This is a genomic window from Actinoplanes sp. NPDC089786 (assembly GCF_040684855.1).
GTDB lineage: Bacteria > Actinomycetota > Actinomycetes > Mycobacteriales > Micromonosporaceae > Actinoplanes.
In genome coordinates this window covers 28,217-46,494 of record NZ_JBFBGU010000026.1, presented here as the reverse complement: position 1 = coordinate 46,494, position 18,278 = coordinate 28,217, and the positions used below count along the sequence as shown (strand labels likewise).

General features: G+C 74.0%; 11 protein-coding genes. 3 read left to right on the top strand and 8 right to left on the bottom strand.

What is annotated here, in order from left to right; genetic code table 11:
• The first annotated feature begins 58 nt into the window (after nucleotides 1-58).
• A complete protein-coding gene (gene eccCa, locus AB0O15_RS41265; protein ID WP_364331271.1) occupies nucleotides 59-4,027 on the top strand; it encodes a type VII secretion protein EccCa in 3,969 nt (1,322 codons plus the stop codon).
• Between the two features lie 22 nt (nucleotides 4,028-4,049).
• On the opposite strand, the gene mycP is transcribed toward eccCa, so the two are convergent.
• The 6 genes from mycP to AB0O15_RS41235 form a co-directional block, all read right to left on the bottom strand.
• Nucleotides 4,050-5,258, bottom strand: a complete 1,209-nt coding sequence (mycP, locus tag AB0O15_RS41260) for a type VII secretion-associated serine protease mycosin (RefSeq protein WP_364331417.1) — start codon at nucleotides 5,256-5,258, stop codon at nucleotides 4,050-4,052.
• A gap of 12 nt (nucleotides 5,259-5,270) precedes the next feature.
• Entirely contained in the window at nucleotides 5,271-6,926 is a 1,656-nt protein-coding gene (locus AB0O15_RS41255) for a S8 family serine peptidase (RefSeq protein ID WP_364331268.1), read from the bottom strand.
• An 83-nt stretch (nucleotides 6,927-7,009) separates the two neighbouring features.
• A complete protein-coding gene (locus tag AB0O15_RS41250; protein ID WP_364331265.1) occupies nucleotides 7,010-7,546 on the bottom strand; it encodes a sigma-70 family RNA polymerase sigma factor in 537 nt (178 codons plus the stop codon).
• Between the two features lie 31 nt (nucleotides 7,547-7,577).
• On the bottom strand, nucleotides 7,578-8,459 hold the full coding sequence (locus AB0O15_RS41245; RefSeq protein ID WP_364331262.1) for a zf-HC2 domain-containing protein: 882 nt from the start codon (nucleotides 8,457-8,459) through the stop codon (nucleotides 7,578-7,580).
• A 7-nt stretch (nucleotides 8,460-8,466) separates the two neighbouring features.
• Nucleotides 8,467-8,757 carry a hypothetical protein gene (locus tag AB0O15_RS41240; RefSeq protein WP_364331259.1) on the bottom strand — a complete coding sequence of 97 codons (291 nt, stop codon included), beginning with the start codon at nucleotides 8,755-8,757 and terminating at the stop codon, nucleotides 8,467-8,469.
• Nucleotides 8,754-9,044: a hypothetical protein gene (locus tag AB0O15_RS41235; protein WP_364331256.1), complete on the bottom strand. Its 291-nt coding sequence runs from the start codon at nucleotides 9,042-9,044 to the stop codon at nucleotides 8,754-8,756. Before AB0O15_RS41235 ends, AB0O15_RS41240 begins: the two co-directional genes overlap by 4 nt.
• A 103-nt stretch (nucleotides 9,045-9,147) precedes the next feature.
• Between AB0O15_RS41235 and AB0O15_RS41230 the strand changes: the two genes are divergently transcribed.
• Together AB0O15_RS41230 and AB0O15_RS41225 are read left to right on the top strand one after the other, a co-directional pair.
• Nucleotides 9,148-10,512, top strand: a complete 1,365-nt coding sequence (locus AB0O15_RS41230) for a hypothetical protein (protein ID WP_364331253.1) — start codon at nucleotides 9,148-9,150, stop codon at nucleotides 10,510-10,512.
• Between the two features lie 11 nt (nucleotides 10,513-10,523).
• A complete protein-coding gene (locus tag AB0O15_RS41225; protein WP_364331250.1) occupies nucleotides 10,524-12,932 on the top strand; it encodes a hypothetical protein in 2,409 nt (802 codons plus the stop codon).
• A 42-nt stretch (nucleotides 12,933-12,974) separates the two neighbouring features.
• On the opposite strand, the gene AB0O15_RS41220 is transcribed toward AB0O15_RS41225, so the two are convergent.
• Nucleotides 12,975-15,623 (bottom strand): AAA family ATPase, encoded by a 2,649-nt coding sequence (locus AB0O15_RS41220; protein WP_364331247.1) that lies wholly within the window; start codon nucleotides 15,621-15,623, stop codon nucleotides 12,975-12,977.
• Nucleotides 15,620-18,220 (bottom strand): AAA family ATPase, encoded by a 2,601-nt coding sequence (locus AB0O15_RS41215; RefSeq protein ID WP_364331244.1) that lies wholly within the window; start codon nucleotides 18,218-18,220, stop codon nucleotides 15,620-15,622. Before AB0O15_RS41215 ends, AB0O15_RS41220 begins: the two co-directional genes overlap by 4 nt.
• Nucleotides 18,221-18,278 lie beyond the last annotated feature (58 nt).

Sequence of the window (18,278 nt, the reverse complement as noted above, 5' to 3'; positions counted from 1 at the left end):
ACGCGCGGCCCGGCCACCGCCCCTTTCGGAGGGAAAGCCCTCACCGAAGGAGACGAACGTGGGCACGGTTCCGTACTCGCGCAAGGCCCGCCGGGCCGGTCCCAGCGCGCCCGGTGAGGAGATCGCGCTCCAGGAGCCGCCGATCATCCCCGAGCCGGCCGAGCGCGGGCTCAGCACGGTGCTGATGCTCGCGCCGATGGCCATCGCCTCGCTGGCCATGGTCCTGATGTTCCTGCGGCCCAACGCGGGCGCGCTCGCCTATGTCGGCGTCTGCCTGATGGTCCTCTCCGCGATCGCCATGATGGTCGTGCCACTGATGCGCAACTCCGGCCAGCACAAGCACCGGCTCAACGGCGAACGCCGGGACTACCTGCGCTACCTCGGCCAGGTCCGGCGCAAGGTCCGGGCGGCGCTGACCGAGGAGCGGCGCGCCGCCCGCTGGCTGCACCCCGACCCCGGAGCGCTGTGGTCGATGGCGCTCAGCCGCCGCCTGTGGGAGCGCCGCACCTCGCACGAGGACTTCGGCGAGGTACGGATCGGTCTCGGCGCACGGCGTTCCACCACCCGTCTGATCGCGCCGAGCAGTAAACCGGTCGAAGACCTGGAACCGCTGGCCGCACATGCCCTGCGGCGGTTCCTGCGCGCCTACTCCACGCTCCAGGACTCACCGATCGCGATCTACCTGCGCGGCTTCGCCCGCATCGGCTACCGGGGCGACCGGCCCACGATCCGGTCCACGGTCCGCGCGATGCTCGCCCAGCTCGTCGTCGCGCACGCACCCGCGGAACTGCACGTGATCCTGGCCGTCTCCGGCTCGCACTGGGACTGGGCGAAGTGGCTGCCGCACGTGCAGGACGACTCCGTGCCGGACGTCACCGGCACCCGCCGGCGGTTCATCGCGGACCCGGCCGATCTCGACGAGGCGCTCGCCGTGCTCGGTGTGCTGGACCGCCCGGGGTACGAGCCGGACACCCCGGTCACGGCGCTGGAGCCGTACGTCGTCGTGATCCTGGACGGCCCGCGGCTGCCGGTCGAGCACCGGCTGGCCAACGAGGGCTACCGCAACGTGCTCACCCTGGACATCGGATCCACGCTCGGCTGGGAGGCCCAACCACACACGTTGCTCCTGCATGCGGCCGAGGACGAGGTCAGCATCGTCTCCTTCGATCATCTCGGAAAGCGGGGCAGCACCTCGTTGTGCCGGCCGGACCGGATGAGTGTGGCCGCGGCCGCCGCGGTGGCCCGGTCGATCGCCCGGTACCGGGTCGGCGCCGGCGGCGACACCGAGGAGCCGCTGGCCACCGATTACGACCTGGCCGGACTGCTCCAGCTCGGCGACCTGACGGTGCTCGACCCGGCCGCCTACCGCGCCGGTCGCAGCGCCTCACAACGGTTGCGGGTCCCGATCGGCATGACCGGCGACGGCACGACGATCGACCTGGACATCAAGGAGGCGGCCGAGGGCGGGATGGGGCCGCACGGCATGCTGATCGGCGCCACCGGCTCGGGCAAGAGCGAGTTGCTGCGTACGCTGGTGCTCGCTCTCGCGGCCCGGCATTCGTCCGAGGAGCTCAACCTGGTGCTCGTCGACTTCAAGGGCGGCGCGGCGTTCCTCGGCTTCGAGCGGCTGCCGCACACGTCGGCGGTGATCACCAACCTGTCCGAGGAACTCGAACTGGTCGACCGCATGCAGGATGCGCTGACCGGCGAGCTGAACCGGCGGCAGGAGCACCTGCGGGCCAGCGGTTACCCGTCACGTCGCGAATACGAGCGGGCCCGCGCCGAGGGCACCTCGATGGAGCCGATGCCGGCGCTGTTCATCGTGGTCGACGAGTTCAGCGAGATGCTGAGCAGCAAGCCGGAGTTCATCGACGTGTTCGCGATGATCGGCCGGCTCGGCCGGAGCCTCGGCGTGCACCTGTTGCTGGCCAGCCAGCGGGTCGACGAGGGCCGGATCCACACCATCGAGTCGCACCTGTCGTACCGGATCGGCCTGCGCACCTTCTCCTCCATGGAGAGCCGCAGCGTGATCGGCGTGCCGGACGCCTACGAGCTCCCCAACGCTCCGGGCAACGGGTACCTGCGGCCGGACACCCAGACGCTGATCCGTTTCAAGGCCGCGTACTGCTCCGGGCCGTGGCATCCGCCGCACCAGCGCCGCCGGCACTCCGACCACGGCGGCGTCGTCCCGTTCGGCACCGAGCACCTGGTGCCGGCGGCGCCGCCCGAACCGGCGGAGGACGAGGCCACGGAGAGCGCCGACAAGCCGCCGGTCCTCGCCGACGTGCTGCTGGAGGCGCTGCGCGGACACGGTCCGGCGGCGCACCAGGTGTGGCTGCCGCCGCTGACCGTCAGCGCCACGCTGGAGAAGCTGCTACCGCCGTTGGTGGAGCACCCGGAGGTGGGCCTGGCGCCGGTCGGTGGTTACGGAACCGGCCAGCTCAGCGTGCCGGTCGGCCTGGTCGACCTGCCCGCTCAGCAGCGGCGCGAGCTGCTGGTCGCCAATCTGGCGGGCAGCGCCGGCAACATGGGCGTGGTGGGCGGGCCGCAGGCCGGCAAGAGCACGCTTCTGCGTACGCTCATCTGCGCGCTCGCGCTCACCCACACCGCCTCCGAGGTGCAGTTCTACTGCCTCGACTTCGGTGGTGGCGCGATGTCGTCGCTGTCCCGGCTGCCGCACGTCGGCGGCGTCGCGGGCCGGCTCGACCGTGACAAGGTGACCCGGACCGTGCTGGAGATGACCAACCTGATGGCGCGACGAGAGGTGATCTTCAGCCAGCACGGCATCGACTCGATGGTCAACTATCGGCGGGCCCGGGCGGCGGGCAACTTCCACGACGTCGATCCGTACGGTGACGTGTTCCTGGTCGTCGACGGCTGGTACACCATCCGCCAGGACTTCCAGGAGCTGGACGACCGATTCGGCGAGCTGGCCTCGCGCGGCCTCAGCTTCGGCGTGCACCTGCTGGTCTCGGCCGGCCGCTGGACCGAGATCCGGCCGTGGCTGCGCGACGTGCTCGGTACCCGCTTCGAGCTCAAGCTCGGCGACCCGGTCGAGTCCGAGGTCAACAGCCGGGTGGCAGCGACCGTACCCAACTCCCCGGGCCGTGGCATCACCGCCGACCGGCAGCACTTCCTCACCGCGCTGCCCCGCATCGACGGCTACCCCGACACCGAGGACCTGAGCGAGGCCACCGGGGAGCTGGTCGAGGCGCTGGACGTACCCGCCGCGCCGCGGGCGCCGAAGGTCAAGCTGCTGCCGGACCGGCTCGCGGCCACCGAACTGCCGGCCGCCACCGCGCCGTCGAAGGAGGCGGAGATCCGCATCCCGCTCGGCCTGGACGACGTCCGGCTGGAGCCGCTGTGGCACGACTTCGACCTGAACCCGCATCTGCTGATCTTCGGCGACACCGAGACCGGCAAGACGAACCTGCTGCGGCACATCGCTCAGAGCGTCGCCGCACATCACACGCCCAAGGAGGCACGGGTCGTCTTCGGCGACTTCCGCCGGGAACTGCACGACGCGATCCCGGAGGCGCATCAGATCGGTTACTCGATGTCGGCCGAGCGCCTGACCGCCACGCTGCTCGAGGCCGGGCAGGTGCTCACCGGCCGATTGCCCGGGCCGGAGATCCCGCCGAGCCGGCTGCACAAGCGCGACTGGTGGACCGGTGGACGGCTGTTCATCCTGATCGACGACTTCGAACTGATCGAGAACGGCCGCGAGTCGCCCCTCGCACCGCTGCTGCCCTTGCTGCCGCACGGCTCCGAGATCGGCCTGCACCTGGTCGTCGCACGGAGCACCGCCGGCGCCTCCCGGGCCATGATGAACTCCGTCCTGCGCCGGGCCTGGGAGCTGGGTTCGCCCAGCGTCCTGTTCTCCTGCCCGCGCGAGGAGGGTGTGTTCCTCGGCAACGTACGACCACGGACGCTGCCCGCCGCGCGGGGCCAGTACATCGACCGGAGGCGATCGGTTCGTCTGGTGCAGACCCCCGAGGTCGAGGTGCCGGAGAAGCCGGTCCAATGACCGGAGAGTTGCCGCCGGACGGCTACGGGCGAGGGGATCGCTGGGCGCCGGCCATGCCGGCCGGGCGCCAGCGCCGCCGGTTCCCGGCCGGGATGAGCCGGGTGAGCAGGGCAACGACGCCGACGAGCACGACCGCGAGGCCGGCCCCCAAGGCGGCCAGGTACGGTCCGATCGGGTCCGGCGGCGGCAGCGCGGGCCGCCGCGCCGAGTCCTGGACCGGGATCCCGCCGCCGGCGCCCTCTTCCGGCAACACCGACGACACCGCGCCGGCCGGATTGACCACGCCGAAACCGAAGCCGCGGTCCGGCATGCTCGCCGCCGGGTGGTCCGCCGTCACCTCCAGCCGGTGGCGCACCTCGGCCGCGGTCAGCTCCGGCCGGTACGCACGCACCAGCGCGGCCACCCCGGCCACGAACGGGACCGCGTAGCTGGTGCCGCTGCCGATCCAGTGGCCCGGGCCACCCGGTCCGATGCTGACCACGTCCACTCCGGGCGCCGTCAGCCGCAGGTGCTTGCCCTGTTGGGAGAAGTCCGCCAGAGCGCCGGTCGAGTTGATCGCGCCGACCGCGAGGACGGTGGGCAATGCGGCCGGGTAGGCGACCGCCGCCTGTTCTTTGGCGCCGTTCGCGGCGGCGGCGACCACCACGACGTCGTGGTCCTCGGCGTATTCGACGGCCGCGACCAGGCTCGCCTCGGGGGCGGCGGTGCTGGCGGAGACGTTGATGACCGAGGCGCCCGCGTCGACCGCGGTCCGGATGCCCCGCGCCAGCAGACCGGCCGTGCCGTCATCCAGCGCGTTCGCCACCCGGACCGGCAACAGTGTCGCCTCCGGCGCGACACCGGAGAACCCCGTGCCGGCCGCCGGCGCGGCGGCGATGATCCCCGCGATGAACGTGCCGTGGCCGAAACAGTCACGGTCGCCGCGGGTGCCGCCGTCGGCGGTGAGATCGAAGCCGTGCCGCACCCGGCCGGACAGCTGAGGGCTGTTCGCCGCGATGCCGGTGTCGACCACCGCGACCGTCACGCCCGCGCCGCGGGTCAGCGGCCAGGCGCGCTCGACGCCGAGCCGGGACTGCGGCCACGGGGTTCCGGTCTCGACGCTCTGCGGCGGCCCCAAACAGCCGACGGGCTCGGACGGCGCCGGCGCCGGCGCCGCGGACATCGGCGCGCCCGCGGCAAGAAGGGGCAGTGCCGCCGTCAGGGCGAGCAGAACTCCGGCGACCTGGACCATCGGCACCTCGGGTCAGCGTGATCCGGTGGCGCTGGACACGGAATCGTTCGCCTCGCCCGGCACCGGGCCGGCCGGCCAGTCGTTGTCCAGCTCGTCAACGCCCCCGGCGGACGCCCGCCGCATCGTGCCGCGGAACCGGAAGACGAGCAGCGCGCTCAGGAGCAGGCCGACCAGCACGGTGAGCACGAATGCCAGCCGGGCGCCGCCACCGCCGCTCGCCCGTCCACCGGCGGCCGCTCCAGCGGCCGCCGTCGTCTCCTCGGGCAGCTGCTGGGTGACCGCGGCGACCGGGCTCACCATGCCGCTGCCGTACCAGCCGTCCGCCTGCGCCCCGGCCATCTTCTCCGTGGTGGCCGTCAGCCGGTGGGCGACCTGCTTCCCGGTCAATTCCGGGTGCGACGAGCGAACCAGCGCCGCCGTGCCCGCGGTCAGCGCGACCGCATACTGCGTTCCGCTGCCCACAAAGGTCTTGGTCCCGTTGATGCCGATGCTCGAGACGTTCATACCGGGCGCCACCACGTCGACCGACTTCGGCGCGTAGGCCGCGGCGGGCTTGCCGTTCTCGGCCACACCGCCGACCAGGACCGCCCCGTCCAGCGGCGCGGGCCGCCCGCCGCGGACCGGCGCTCCGGCCACCACGACGATGTTGTGTTCCAGGGCCGCCTTGATCGCCTGTGCCACGGGCGCCTGGGTGACATCCACGTGCGAACCGAGCGCGACCACGGTGGCGCCGGCCGACACCGCGACCTCGATCGCGGCCGCTTGACCGACCGGATCCGCCGCTCTCCCGTCGGTCACCACGCGCACCGGCATGACCACCGCCTCGGGCGCCACGCCCGCGAACGTCAGCTCGCCCAGCGGCTCGGCGGCCACGAGACCGGCCATCGCCGTGCCGGTGCCCATGCAGTCGCTGTCGCCGCGGCCGTCCCCGGTCACGATGTTCGCGCCGATCGCCACCCGGCCGCTGAGCTGGGCGGCGCGGCCGTCCACACCCGAGTCCACGACGGCGACGAGCTGACCGGTGCCACGGCTGTGTTTCCAGGCCTGGTCCGCGGCGAGCCGTGTCATCGCCCAGTTGGAGGGCCGGCTCGACACGGTGGCCGCCACGCACTTCTTCCCCGTGGACGGCGGCGGTGGCGTCTTGGGAACGACTCCGGCCGGACTCCGCGTCGCGGATCCCCCGCCCGGCGCGGTGGGCGGTCCGGTCGGTTTCGCCGCCTGCCCGGCCGGACCACTCGCGCTCTTCCCGTCCGGAACTGATCCGCCCTTGTCGGCCGACGTGCCGGTTCCGGAAGCAGCGGGCGCCTTCGTCGGCAGGAATCCGTACTGCACGCCGGGCCCGTCCGCATCCCACGGCAGGACCAGGTACCAGCCGGCGCGCAACTTGTTCTGGTCGGTCAGACTGCCGCCGTCGGGCTGGCGGCGCCCCGCGTTCAGCTTGAAGATCTCGGCCGAGCGCCCCGAGTCGTGCAGCAGCCGCTCCGCGATCGCGCCCAGGTTCTCCGATGCGGAGGTGACCGCGTAGTACTGGACGTACTCGTTGTCGGCGGCCAGTGCCGGCGCGCCGGCCACCGCGACGCCGAGCACAGCGGCAGTGACCGCCGCCGTGAACCTGGCCGCGATCCGCGCCAGGCTCACGCGCACGCCGACGGTGACTTTGACTGTCACGGTTGGTTCCCTCTCCACCGAATGTGCACTGGGAACGGCGCGGAAGGCACGACGGTTCATCGTACGGCGAGAAATTTCGATCGTTATCCGAAGAAGCCGCGATTCACCAGGTCATCCTGCAGAGCGCGGAGCGCGTAGAAGGTCCGTGACTTGACCGTGCCCTCGGGGATGGACAAGTTCCGTGCCGCCTCAGACACGGAGTGTGACTGGAAGTAGATCTCGATCAAGGCGCTGCGCAACCGCTCCGGCAACCGGGCCACCGCCTCCCGCACCTCCCGGCTGTCGATCAGCCGGTCGATGTCGTCGTCGACGCTCAACCGTTCTTCGACGTGCTCGCCGAGGAGCTCGGTGGTCCGCCCCCGCGCCGCCCGGATGTGGTCGATGGCGATCCGCCGCGCCACCGTGAACAACCAGCCCCGGCTCCATTGGCCGTCCTCGGTGCGTGCCTCCGGATGATTCCAGGCGCGCACCAGCGTCTCCTGCACGATGTCCTCGGCCATGCCACGGTTGCCCACGGTGAGGCGCAGGACGTAGTTGAGCAGGATCGGCCCGTGCTCCTGATAGGCGAGTCTCAGCGCGTCGTCGTTGTCCGATCGTGCATTGTTCGCAGCGGGGTGCACGCGGCTACAACGATTGATCGCCGTTTCAAGTTCATCGTCCGCCGTGATTTTCTGGCGCGGGCTCTCTGGTGACCGCGACCGAGACCGACAGCGGGCCGTCGACCTGCCGCAGGCTGAAGGACGAGAGATCGTCGATCGGCACCGGGATGTCACCGGCGTACGAGTTCTCGCCCTGCGCACCGGTCAACCGGCCGAGCAGCAGGTCCTCGCCGTCGCGGGTGACCGCGTAGAGCTGGTAGACACCGAGGCCGAGGCCATCGGCCGCGAGCCGTACGCTCAGTCCGCCCTCCTCCGCATAGAGCGTGGCCGAGATGTCCACACCACTGGTCCCGTCCTTGGTCGCCGCGACCGCGACCACCGGGCCGAGGCGGTCCGACGACGTCCACGGATTGAGCAACAGCACGGTGCTGAGCGCGAGCGCGACTCCCGCGGTCAGCACACCCACGACGACCGTGGGCCGGCGGCGGGTCCGGGCCGGCCGGTGCGTGTGCGGCCCGCGGGCCAGCGGGCCGGTCGCGGGCCGGGGGCGCAGAGTGCCCTCCCCGATCGTCAACGGTTGCGCCCTCTTGCGCGACGCCCGGTCGACGTGGGGTACGACCCGCGGCCGGTCCGCCGGGTCTCCGGCCCGCGGCGCCGGCCGGGGCGCGCCGGGCGCGCCGAAGAGCTGATCGGTGACCGGCGCCGGCGTGGCCGCCTCGGGCATCGCGTACTCGGACAGGAGCGCGGACACATCGGCGACGGAGAGCATGCCGAGGACTGAGACGACCTGGTCGACCTCGTCCCGTTCGCCACGGCAGGACGCACATGACTCCAGGTGCGCCGTGACGGCGACGCGTTCCTCGGCGGAGAGCCGGTCGAGCGCGAGGAAACCGATCAACGACCGCATCGCCTCGTCGTCGCAGGTAGGACTCATCCGCGCATCAGTCCCGGACCGGTGCCGGGTCGCCGCCGTCCCACCCGGCGCCGGGGAAGGCCGGCCAGGTGGTCGCCGTCGCGCGGCTGATCTGACCGAGCACGCCGTCCGGGCCGAGCAGGCCGTCCACCGCGATCGTCCACTCGTCCATGGGTTCCAGGTCCACACCCCCACCGCACCACACCGCACGCGTCGGCTCGAGCGCGGCCCGCAGCTCGGCCAGCCGCGCCGCCACGTCGGCGGCCAGCGCGGTGATCGCCTGCCCGGCGGCGGCCAGGTCGGCGTCCGTGGCGTTCACCGGAGATGCCCGCCGGCCGGCTCCAGATCGGAGCGCCCCGTCGTCCCGGCCGCGCGTTCCAGGTCACCGGCGATGTCGTGCAACGCGTCGTCAAGCATCCGGGCGTAGATGTCGTACCCGGCGAGCAGATCGGCGTAGCGCGCGCCGGTCAGGCCCAGCCGCTGCGGGTCGAGGCCGGCCAGATGCGCGCGCAGCGCACGAAGCCGAGCGCCGATGTCGGCTGCCGCATCACGGCAGGCGCTCGGAGCCTCTACCGCATACTGTGCATAAGGTGTAGTTGCCCTCATTACGCCTCCAGGTTCGGGAGAACAACCTAACAACGAGGCGCGTACGGCCATGGTTCACGAAATCGCTCACGAACCGTGGCAGCAGCAGGAGGACGATGCCGCCATGAGACGACTCGCGGTGACCGCGACGGCGCTCCTGCTCGCTCTGCCCACGACCGCCCTCGCCTCGAGTGCAGCAGCAGCCGGGGCGCCGGCCGTGCGAACGCTTCTGGCACCGGCTGATACGGGCAAGTATTACGTGGTCGGTCCGCCGGTCAACGGGCGCCGGGAGTACCTCTTCGCGATCGCGGCCACGACGCTCGGCGACGGCAACCGGTACCAGGAGATCTTCGAGCTGAACCGCGGGCGGGTTCAGCCCGACGGGCAGACGATGACCGATTCCACCCGGGTCGAGCCGGGGTGGATCCTGATGTTGCCGACGGATGCCAAGGGCCCGCGCGTCGTCAGCGGAGCCCTGCCCGTGCCCAGCTCACCGCCGCGTCCCTCGGTGCCCGTCCCGGCGCCGTCGCGGCCGTCCGCCTCGCCCTCGACGCCGCCGCCGGACCGGGCGGCCCCACCCGAGTCCGCGGATGACGGGCCGTCCGGGTTCGCGTCGCTCTGGTCACCCACCGGGTCGCTGGTCGTGGTGGCGGCACTCGCGGTCCTGTTCGTCGCTTGGACGGGGATGGTGCGGTTCTCGCGGCGGCGGTCCGCCCGCGCCGCCTCGGCGGCGCGCCTGCCGTCACCCGTCGCGGCCACCCCGGCTACGCCTCCCGGGACCTCCTGGCCGACCCGCGGCACCCCGCCCTCTCCACCGGCCATCCCCCTCCCGACCCGAATTCCCACCCGCGCCGTCGGCGCCTTCACGGAGCCGGCCGGTCCCAGGCCCGCGCCGATCACCGCCATACCGGCGCAACGCGGCACGCCCCGCACGGCACCCGCACCGGCCTCGCCGCCGGATCCCTTCGCGGCGCTGGTCACCGACCTGATGTGCGCGGCCGAGCCGGCGAGCGTGCGGCTGATCGGCGCGCGGCCGGGCCGCTGGGGCGCGGCCTACGGATGGCTCGAGAAGGGACGGCCGCCGCCGTCGGCCGCGCCGGTGATCGCCGGCGAGCGGGACGGCCGCCGCCTCTGGATCGACCTGGCGATGGCACCCGACGTGCTCACCGTGGGCGGGAGCTCAGACGCGGTGCGACGGCACGCGCGGGCCCTGGTCATGCAGCTCGGCGAGGACACGGACGTCGTGGTCGCCGGCGACACGATCGGTGACGACCTGCCGGCTCGGTGGCGGCGGGTCGACACGGTCGAGCAGGTCCCGCCCGGCCGGGCCGGCGCGGCGGCCCGGTTCGTGGTCTGCCGGGCCGCGGACGTGCGGCAGCTGTGGGCGTTACTGGGCTCCGGGCCGCCGGGGCCACAGCGAACCGTACCGATCATCGTGGGCCCGGCCGCCCCGGCGCGGTGGTCGATCCAGCTCGACGCCCGGACATAGCGAGGAACCCCATGCAACCGACCCGAACGGCCGGCGCCGCGCCGAAGCCCGTGGAAGGGCTGACCGACCTGGTGCTTGTCCGTACCCCCACGGGCGGGCTGGCCCGGCCGGAGGCGCCCACCGAGGCGCTGACGGCGCAGGAACTGATCGAGTACGCCCAGTCGTCCACGTCACCGAACCACGATCTGCGCATCCTGGTCGACGACGGGGCGCGCAACGCCACCACGCTGGGGTTGGTCGCCGAGGGGCTGGGTTGTGACGTTCTGGTCACGCCGATCGGCGCCTCGGTGGACCGGCTGGCCGGCCCCGGCGGCGAGGACGCCGAACCGGTGCCGGTCGACCGGGCCGGCGGCGCCGTGGTCGACTGGGTGCTGCTGCAGCCACCCGCCCTGGCGACGTCGCTGCCAGGCTGGTTCGACCTGGCGGGCGGGCTGGTGCTGCCCCGGACCGGACTGGCGACCCTGCCGCTGGCCGGCGGACTGGAGTTCGCGAACCGCGACGATTTCGTGGTGCGGCGGGCCGCCGCCGCCCGGCTCGGCGCTGGCCATCCCGGCCTGGTCACGGTGGCCGCGGCGACCCGCGACGGGGCGTTCCGGTTGTCGGCCTACCAGAAGGGCACGGGCGGTCAGAACGGCCGCACCGGACAGGACGTGGCCGCGGCGCTGTCCTCCGTCTACCTCTACGGCGGCGACCTTCGGCTCTGGCTGCGCTGGCCGGACGACGCCGCCGAGCAACGGCGGCTCACCATGCACGTCCAGGCCCTGGCCGCGGCGACCGGCGCCGTCGTGTGGACACCGGAGCCGGGCGACGAGGCCGTGCTGCTGCGCGGTTGTCGTGACCTGGGCGCACGCAGCCGGACGGGCGAGGTCTCGTCCTGGGTCGAATTCCGTGCGCCGGAACTGCCCGGCCCGGCCCGGTTCACCACGGACCGCGACGGGCGACTCGTCCCGCGCAGCTCCCCGGTGGTGTTCTCGGCCGGCGCCGTGACAATGATCAGCACCGGCCGGACCGGCGAGGACGCGCTGCGCGACCGGTACGCCGGGGCACGAGCCGAGGCCGGGACCATGCTGGTGGACCTGACCATCGTGGATGACGGTCGGCTGGCGCTGCGTCACGAGGACGGCGCCGAGCTGGCCGCGGGCGTCGCCGAGCTGCACGCCCGGCTGGAGGAGGCCGGCTGGCGGAGCGAAGACCTGCTGCTGCTCACTCCCGTGGCACCGGACCGGGCGGCCGGGGTGCGCGACCATCTGACGCTGCTGGAGGACGAGCTGGGCGTGGAGATCTGGTCGCTGTCGCCCGGCGCGGAGGTGGACGTCGCCGACGGCCTGCCGCGCGCCGTCGATGATCAGGGCCGCGCCTCGGAGTGGCTTCGCACCGACGGCACGGACACCGGCCGGTGGCGCAACGACGACGGCTGGCTGATCCCCCGCCGGCGACGCGTCGTGGCGAACGCTTCCGTGCCGCCGGCGCCACCGTCGTCGGTCCCGCCGGTGCCCGCACCACCTGCGCCGCAGTCCGAACGGCTCCTTCCGCCGCCCGACCCGCGCCCGTCGGTGACCCTGCCGGCTCGCGCCGGTCGCCGCCACGGCGTGCGATGGCTGTCGGTCGATCCGGAGGTCACCGCGGAGCCGGTTCGCCTCTGGCTGGCCTGTGACTGGCCGCCGGAGCGGGTGGCCACGGACGGCGTGCCGTCGGCCAACCTGTTCCTGATCGCGCACCTCGACGGGGAGCGGCTCGCCCGGGAGAACCCGCGCCGGTACCTCATCGGCGTGCGGGTGAAGGCGGGCGGCGCGATCGATCTGACCCGGTTGCCGGATGTGCCCGCGGACCTGCGGCATCAGTCCGCCTATCTGCTCCCCGCCGGATGGCTGGACCAGGCACGGCCGGAGGTGGGGTACGGCATCGACCACGAAGGACGGCCCGGTGAGCGTACGGAGCTGCCCTCGAACCCGATCGTGCTGCGCTGCACCGGCGCCCGGCACGGCGCCGACGGGCTGCCCAACGAGGTGGTCGCCTGGCCGCGCAGCGACCGCGGCCGGGGCGCGTGGGCACTGCTCCCGGAGGGTCCGATGCCGGAGACGGACCACCTGGAACTGCACCAGCGCCGGCCGGACGTGACACCCGGCCATCGGCTGGTGCATCTGCTGGTCGGCGCGGGCCGGGCGATCGACGTGCCGGCCAGCGCGGCCGCCCTGACCGACCTCGCCTCGGTCCGGTCCCGCCTGCCCGAGCTGGTGGCGAACGGCATGACCCTGCTGCTGCCCCGGCGGGCGTGGGACCGCTCCCGGGTCGGCCAGGTGCTGCGCACCGACGGCGACAAGTGGCGGCAGGTCGCCAAGGGCATCGACCTGCCGCTGTCCAGCCTGATGGTGCCCGAGCAGTCCGGACAGCCGGCCGAATCTTCTCCACCGGCCGGCTGAGGGGCGCTGTGGATCCGCACCGTGGACAGCGGAAGCGGTTTGTCAGCCGGGGCCGTAGTCGCCGACCAGCACTGCGGCGGCCAGCTCCACCCGCGACCGGTAGCCGGTGCGGGTGAACAGGCGGGTCAGCCGGCCCTCCACGCTCTTCTCGCTGCTCTGGGTCGCGGCGGCCAGCTCCCGGTTGGACAGGCCCTCGGCGACGAGCACGGCCAGCAACTGCTCGCCCTCGGCCAGGGTCTGCGAACGACGCAGACCGAGCGCGTGCTCCCGCATGAGCGGCCGCAGACGCGACCGGTGCAGCAGCGCGCCGAGCCGGCCGAGCAGGTCGTAGGCCTCAGCGAGCAGCTCGGGCGACCGACCGGTCCATCGGACCACGCGTTCCAGGGTCCGGGCCAGCTCGTACGGCCGGCCGGCCCGCCGGGCCAGCGCGACCACCTCCCCGGCGGCCGCGGCGTCGCGCGCCGAGATCAGCCGGGCGACGGCCGCCCGCAGTTCGCTCGCCTCCGTGCCGAGCACCGCCGCGGCCGCGGTCGCCGAGGCCGCGGCGGTCCGGGCCGCCTCGTCGTCACCGCGTTCCATCGCCAGTTCCACGACGGTCAGCCACAGCTCGTCCGTACCGAGCAGCAAACCGTGCCGCGCCGCGTCGGCCAGCGCGTTCTCCGCCGTCCGGGCGGCGCCCGCGGCGTCGCCGAGGATCCACTCGATCTCGGCCACGGCCCCGTCGATCACGTGCCGGAGCGGCGCCTCGTCGGCCCGCGCCGTGTCCAGCACGGTACGGGCGCGGGCGGGACGGCCGCGAGCGGCCGTTATCTCCGCGGCGGCGCGGTGCACCAAGGCCTGCAGCGGCGGGCGGCCCACGGCAAGGTCGGCCGCCATCGCGAACAGCGCGCCGTCCAGGGCCGCGTCCCATCGGCCGGAGCGCCAGTCGAGCAGGCACCGTTCGGGCGCCGGGAGCTCGGACACCGCCGTCGCCGAACCGGGCTCGAGCCGGTCGTCCGCGATCAGGGTGACGCCGCATCGCGCGATCGCGGCGGCGGCGGATCGGCGCGCCGACCGCGCTCCGGCGTCGGCTCCGGCCGGCGGCCGGTCGTGGAACGACGGAGCAGTCCGCCCGGTGACCGCCGCGACCAGAAGGCCGAGAGTGTCGGCGGCGCCACCGTCCGGTGGGTGCGAGTGGGACCGAAGTCGGCCGAGCAGACCGGCCGCCTCCGCCCAGCGGTTCAGGACGGTGAGCGCCGCGGCCCGGGTGACCGGCGTCGGCGATGGCCCGCCCGGCGCCCAGGGCTCCCCCGCCGCCACCGACCGGACCGCGTCCATGTCCCGTTCGCCACGCACACCGGCCAGGGCCATCAACTCGGCTTCCTGGCGTGCGGCAACGGACAGTCCGGCGGTGTGCTCGCCGAGCACCCGGCGCACGTCGGCGCGGACAGCGCCGTACCGTCCCGCACGTAGCCCGGCGTCGATCCGGCTGATCAACGCCTCGGCCCGGTCGGCGGGATCGCCGCTCAGCAGTTCGGCCGCACCCCACCAGCGGGCCGCCGCCGCGGGTGACCGCACGGCCGCCGCTGCGGCCCGCGACCGCAACAGAGGCACGGCAACGGTGGCCTTGACCAGCCCCCCGGCCGCGGCCACCTGGTCCGGCAGGAAGCCGGGATCCGCGCTTCGCGCGCGGCCGGTCCAGAGCGCTTCGACGGCGACCTGGGCGACCCGGGCACGCTCGTAGGGGCCCAGTCCGGCCCGGAGCGCCACGGCCATGGCGGGCACCGGCACCCGCCATCCGCCCGGGTCGCGCCGGGCCACGCCCTCCCGGCGCAGCGTGCCGAGCCGCGCGTGGACCTCTTCGGACGGTACGCCGACAGCGTCGCCGATCAGGGCGGGCACAGTGGGGCCCAGTGGTTCCAGCACGGCCAGCGCCCGGGCGACCGCGCGGGTGGCGGGTTCGAGATGTCGTACCCGGGCCGTCAGGTCGTGGTCGGCGGGGATCCGTGGCGCGGTTGACGGGTCGAGCAGGTAGGCGCGCCGATCGACGATGTGCAGCGCGGCCGTGCGCCGATAACCCTCGATGGCCGCCAGCAGGGCGCCGGGAAGGCCGCGGCTCAGCCGGCGCAACGGGGCGCTCAATGACTCGTGCGGTACGGCTTGGAGCTGCTCGTGGATCAGCGCTCCGGCGTCCCCCGCCGTCAGTGGGCGCACCGGCAAGATCTGCGCCAGCCCGGCCGTGCGCAGCCGCGCGAATCCATCGGCGAGCACCGGGGCCGGGTCGGCCGGCGTACGCAACGCGACGATGAACCGGGTCTGCGATCCGGCCAGCTCGTGCACCGCCGCGAGCAGGACCTCCGCCGATGGCACATCGGCCCACTGCACATCGTCGACGAGGACCACCAGCCCGGGACGGTGGCGCAGCACGCGAGCGAACCTGGCGGCCGACAGCTCCGCCGGCCCGCCGTGGTCGCGACCGGCGACAAGGCGGGACGGCACCGGCGCCAGCCCGGCCAGCACCCGGCCGGCCAGGTACCAGGGTTCCGCCCGATCCGGCGGCGCCAGCCGTACCTCCAGTACCGGGCGCCGGGCGCCGGCCATGGACTGCCGCAGCGTACGCACCAGATGTGATCGTCCGATGCCGGCCGGACCGGTCAACACCGTCAGCGGCGGACCGGCATCCGCCGACAGCGCGGCCGCGTCCCCGGTCACCGCGCCGAGCCGGCGACGCCGGTGGTCAGACGGACCGCGGCCAGCTCCACCCGGGACCGGCAGCCGGTGCGGACGAACAGCCGGGTCAGGTAGTTCTCGATGGTCTTCTCGCTCATCCGGATGTGCGCCGCGATCTGCCGGTTGGTGTACGCCTGCCGGATCAGGTCGATGATCTGCACCTCGACCTCGCTGAACGCTTCCTGGGCCGAGCGCGGACGAGGTCGCCGGACGTCGCGGTCGCGCATGGTCGCGGCCACCGCCGACCGCAGCCACCGCGACCCGATCTCCTCGGCCACCGCGCGGGCGTCCAGCAGCCAGGGGCTCGGGTCGGCCGCCATCCGGCCCAGAGCCAGCACGGCCAGACCCAGCGCCGGCCGGTGCGCACGAGCACGGAGCAGGCCGGCGGCGCTCGTGGTGTCGGCGGTGTCGCCGGTTGCCAGCGCCCGGACGAGCAGGGTGGTCTCGGTGCTCAGCCACCGCCCTTGATCGGTGCCGGCGAGCGTGGCCAGCTCCGCCGCCTCGGTACTGAGACCGAACCGTCCGGCCAGGATGGCGGCCCGGACCAGCAGTTGCTCGCAGCCGATCCGGCTGCCGTGCGCGCGCTGCCGCTCGTACGCCACCCGCGCTCCCCGGAGCCGGTCCGCGGCCTCCTCCGCTGTGGTGGCCTCTCCGGCCGGACTGTTCTCGGCCCACCAGCGCAGCGCCGCGTACGGTGGCTCAACCGGCACCGATTGCATCCAGGACCGGGAGTCGTCGTCCTTGCCCAGCATGGCCAGCGCCTCGGCCGCCCAGAGCCGGGCGAGCCGGCGCACCACCAGCGCCTGGGCGCCGGCCAGCTCCACCTCCCGGGCCGCGGACACCACCCCGGACAGATCTCCGCGGGCGTAGCAGTCGTGCAGCCGATGGTAGGCGGCCAGCGGCCCGTCGGCCGGCGTGCCGTACCGCTGCGAACCGAGCACCAGCCCGAAGAGCGCGACCAGATCGCCGGTCGATCCCGCCACGAGCAGCTCCTCCGTGGCCGGGTCGGCGGGGTCCACGCCGTCGCCGAGCGCCCGGCCGACGATCGCGAAGTCCGAGGCGCCGGCGGCCGGCCTGATCCCGTCGGCGGCGCCGGTGAGCCAGCGGTCGACCAGACGGAAGATGGGCTCCGCCGCCGGGCCGAGCCGTGCCATCACCTCCGGCATCCGGGTCCCGGTGTGCAACGACGCGAGCGCCGCGGCCGTCGCCAGGTCGCCCGACCGGCCGGCCGGCGCCGCGCGCACCATCTCCGCGAGGCGGGTGAACTGCCCGGTCCGGATCAGCAGCCGGGACAGCCGGGACAGGATGTCGTCGGCCGCACGCCCCCCGCCCGCGTGCCAGAGCGCGGCACGCAGCCAGTCCGCGGCCCGGTCCGGCTCACGGTCGGTCACCTCGGCGGCGGTGGCGGCCAGGCTCACCGCGGTACGCCGGTCGGTCGGCATGGACGGGCCGGCGAAGGCGACGTGGTCGGCCAGCGCGGACCGGTCGGCCGCCGCGCCGGCGCGGCGGAACATCGCGGCGGCGTACGCGCGGTGCAGACGGGCCACCGCCTGCGGGCCGGCATCCGCGATCAGCCGGGCCGCGAGCGCCGGGCTCTGCGGCCGGATTCCGCCCTGCGGGTCGGCGAGCAGCACCCCGTCGGTGACCAGCTCGTCGACCGTACGGCCGTAGGAGTCGAGCCGGCCGAGCGTGGCGCGGGCGAACAACGGCAGGTCGTCGAGCCCGAACCGGGTGACCGCCGCCATGGTGGCGATCCGGACGGCGGCCGTGCCGCGCTGATGGAGACCGGCGACGAGCCGGTGCCCGGGCGGCAGCACGATCGGGATCTGGGGGTCGAGCAGGCAGAGGTGGCCGCGGATGACGGCGAGCCGGCCGGCGTCGGTGAGCGCGTCCACAGTCGCCGCCACGGTCGCCGGGTTCCCGGCCAGTGGCCCGAGCGCGGTGGTCAGCGCGGGCAACACCGCCTCGTCCAGCGGCGCGCCGTACCGTTGGACCAGCATCTGGCCGACCGCGTCCGGCGCCAGCGGCGGCAGCGCCACGACGACGTCGGCGAGCGTCGTGAGCCGGCCACCCGCGGCACGGGCGGAGGCGACCACCATGCACTGGTCACGTACGGCCGATGCCAGCGCGGTGACCAGCCCCGGTGCGTCGTCGAGGTCATCGGCCAGCAGCACGGCGGGCACCCGGCGGCCGATCAGCCCGAACGCCATCGAGGTCTGCTCGGCCAGCATGGCCGGGCGGCCGGGCAGATCGGTGCCGGAGTCGGCGCAGAGCGCCGCTATCGTGCTCAGTGGGCGGGAAAGCAGCGGGTCGGCCAACCGTTCGTACTGATCGCGCACGACGTGCAGCACCGCCTCGAAGCCGGCGACGACGCCGCCGGCCGCCGGGCCGGGCACCCGCAGCACCGCGGCGCCCGCGGCCCGCCAGGCGCTCGCGGAGGCCTCCAGCAGCGCCGTCCGGCCACTCCCGGACGGACCGTTGACCAGCACGAACTGCCCTCCGGAGGCGGCGTCGAGACGTGCCTTGTCGAGGGCGCCGAGCTGTTCCCGCCGACCCGCGATCGTCCAGCGTCGACGCATGCCCCACCTCCGTACGCGTCCGGGCCTCCGGTCGCGCCTTGGTAACGACGTCTGGAAC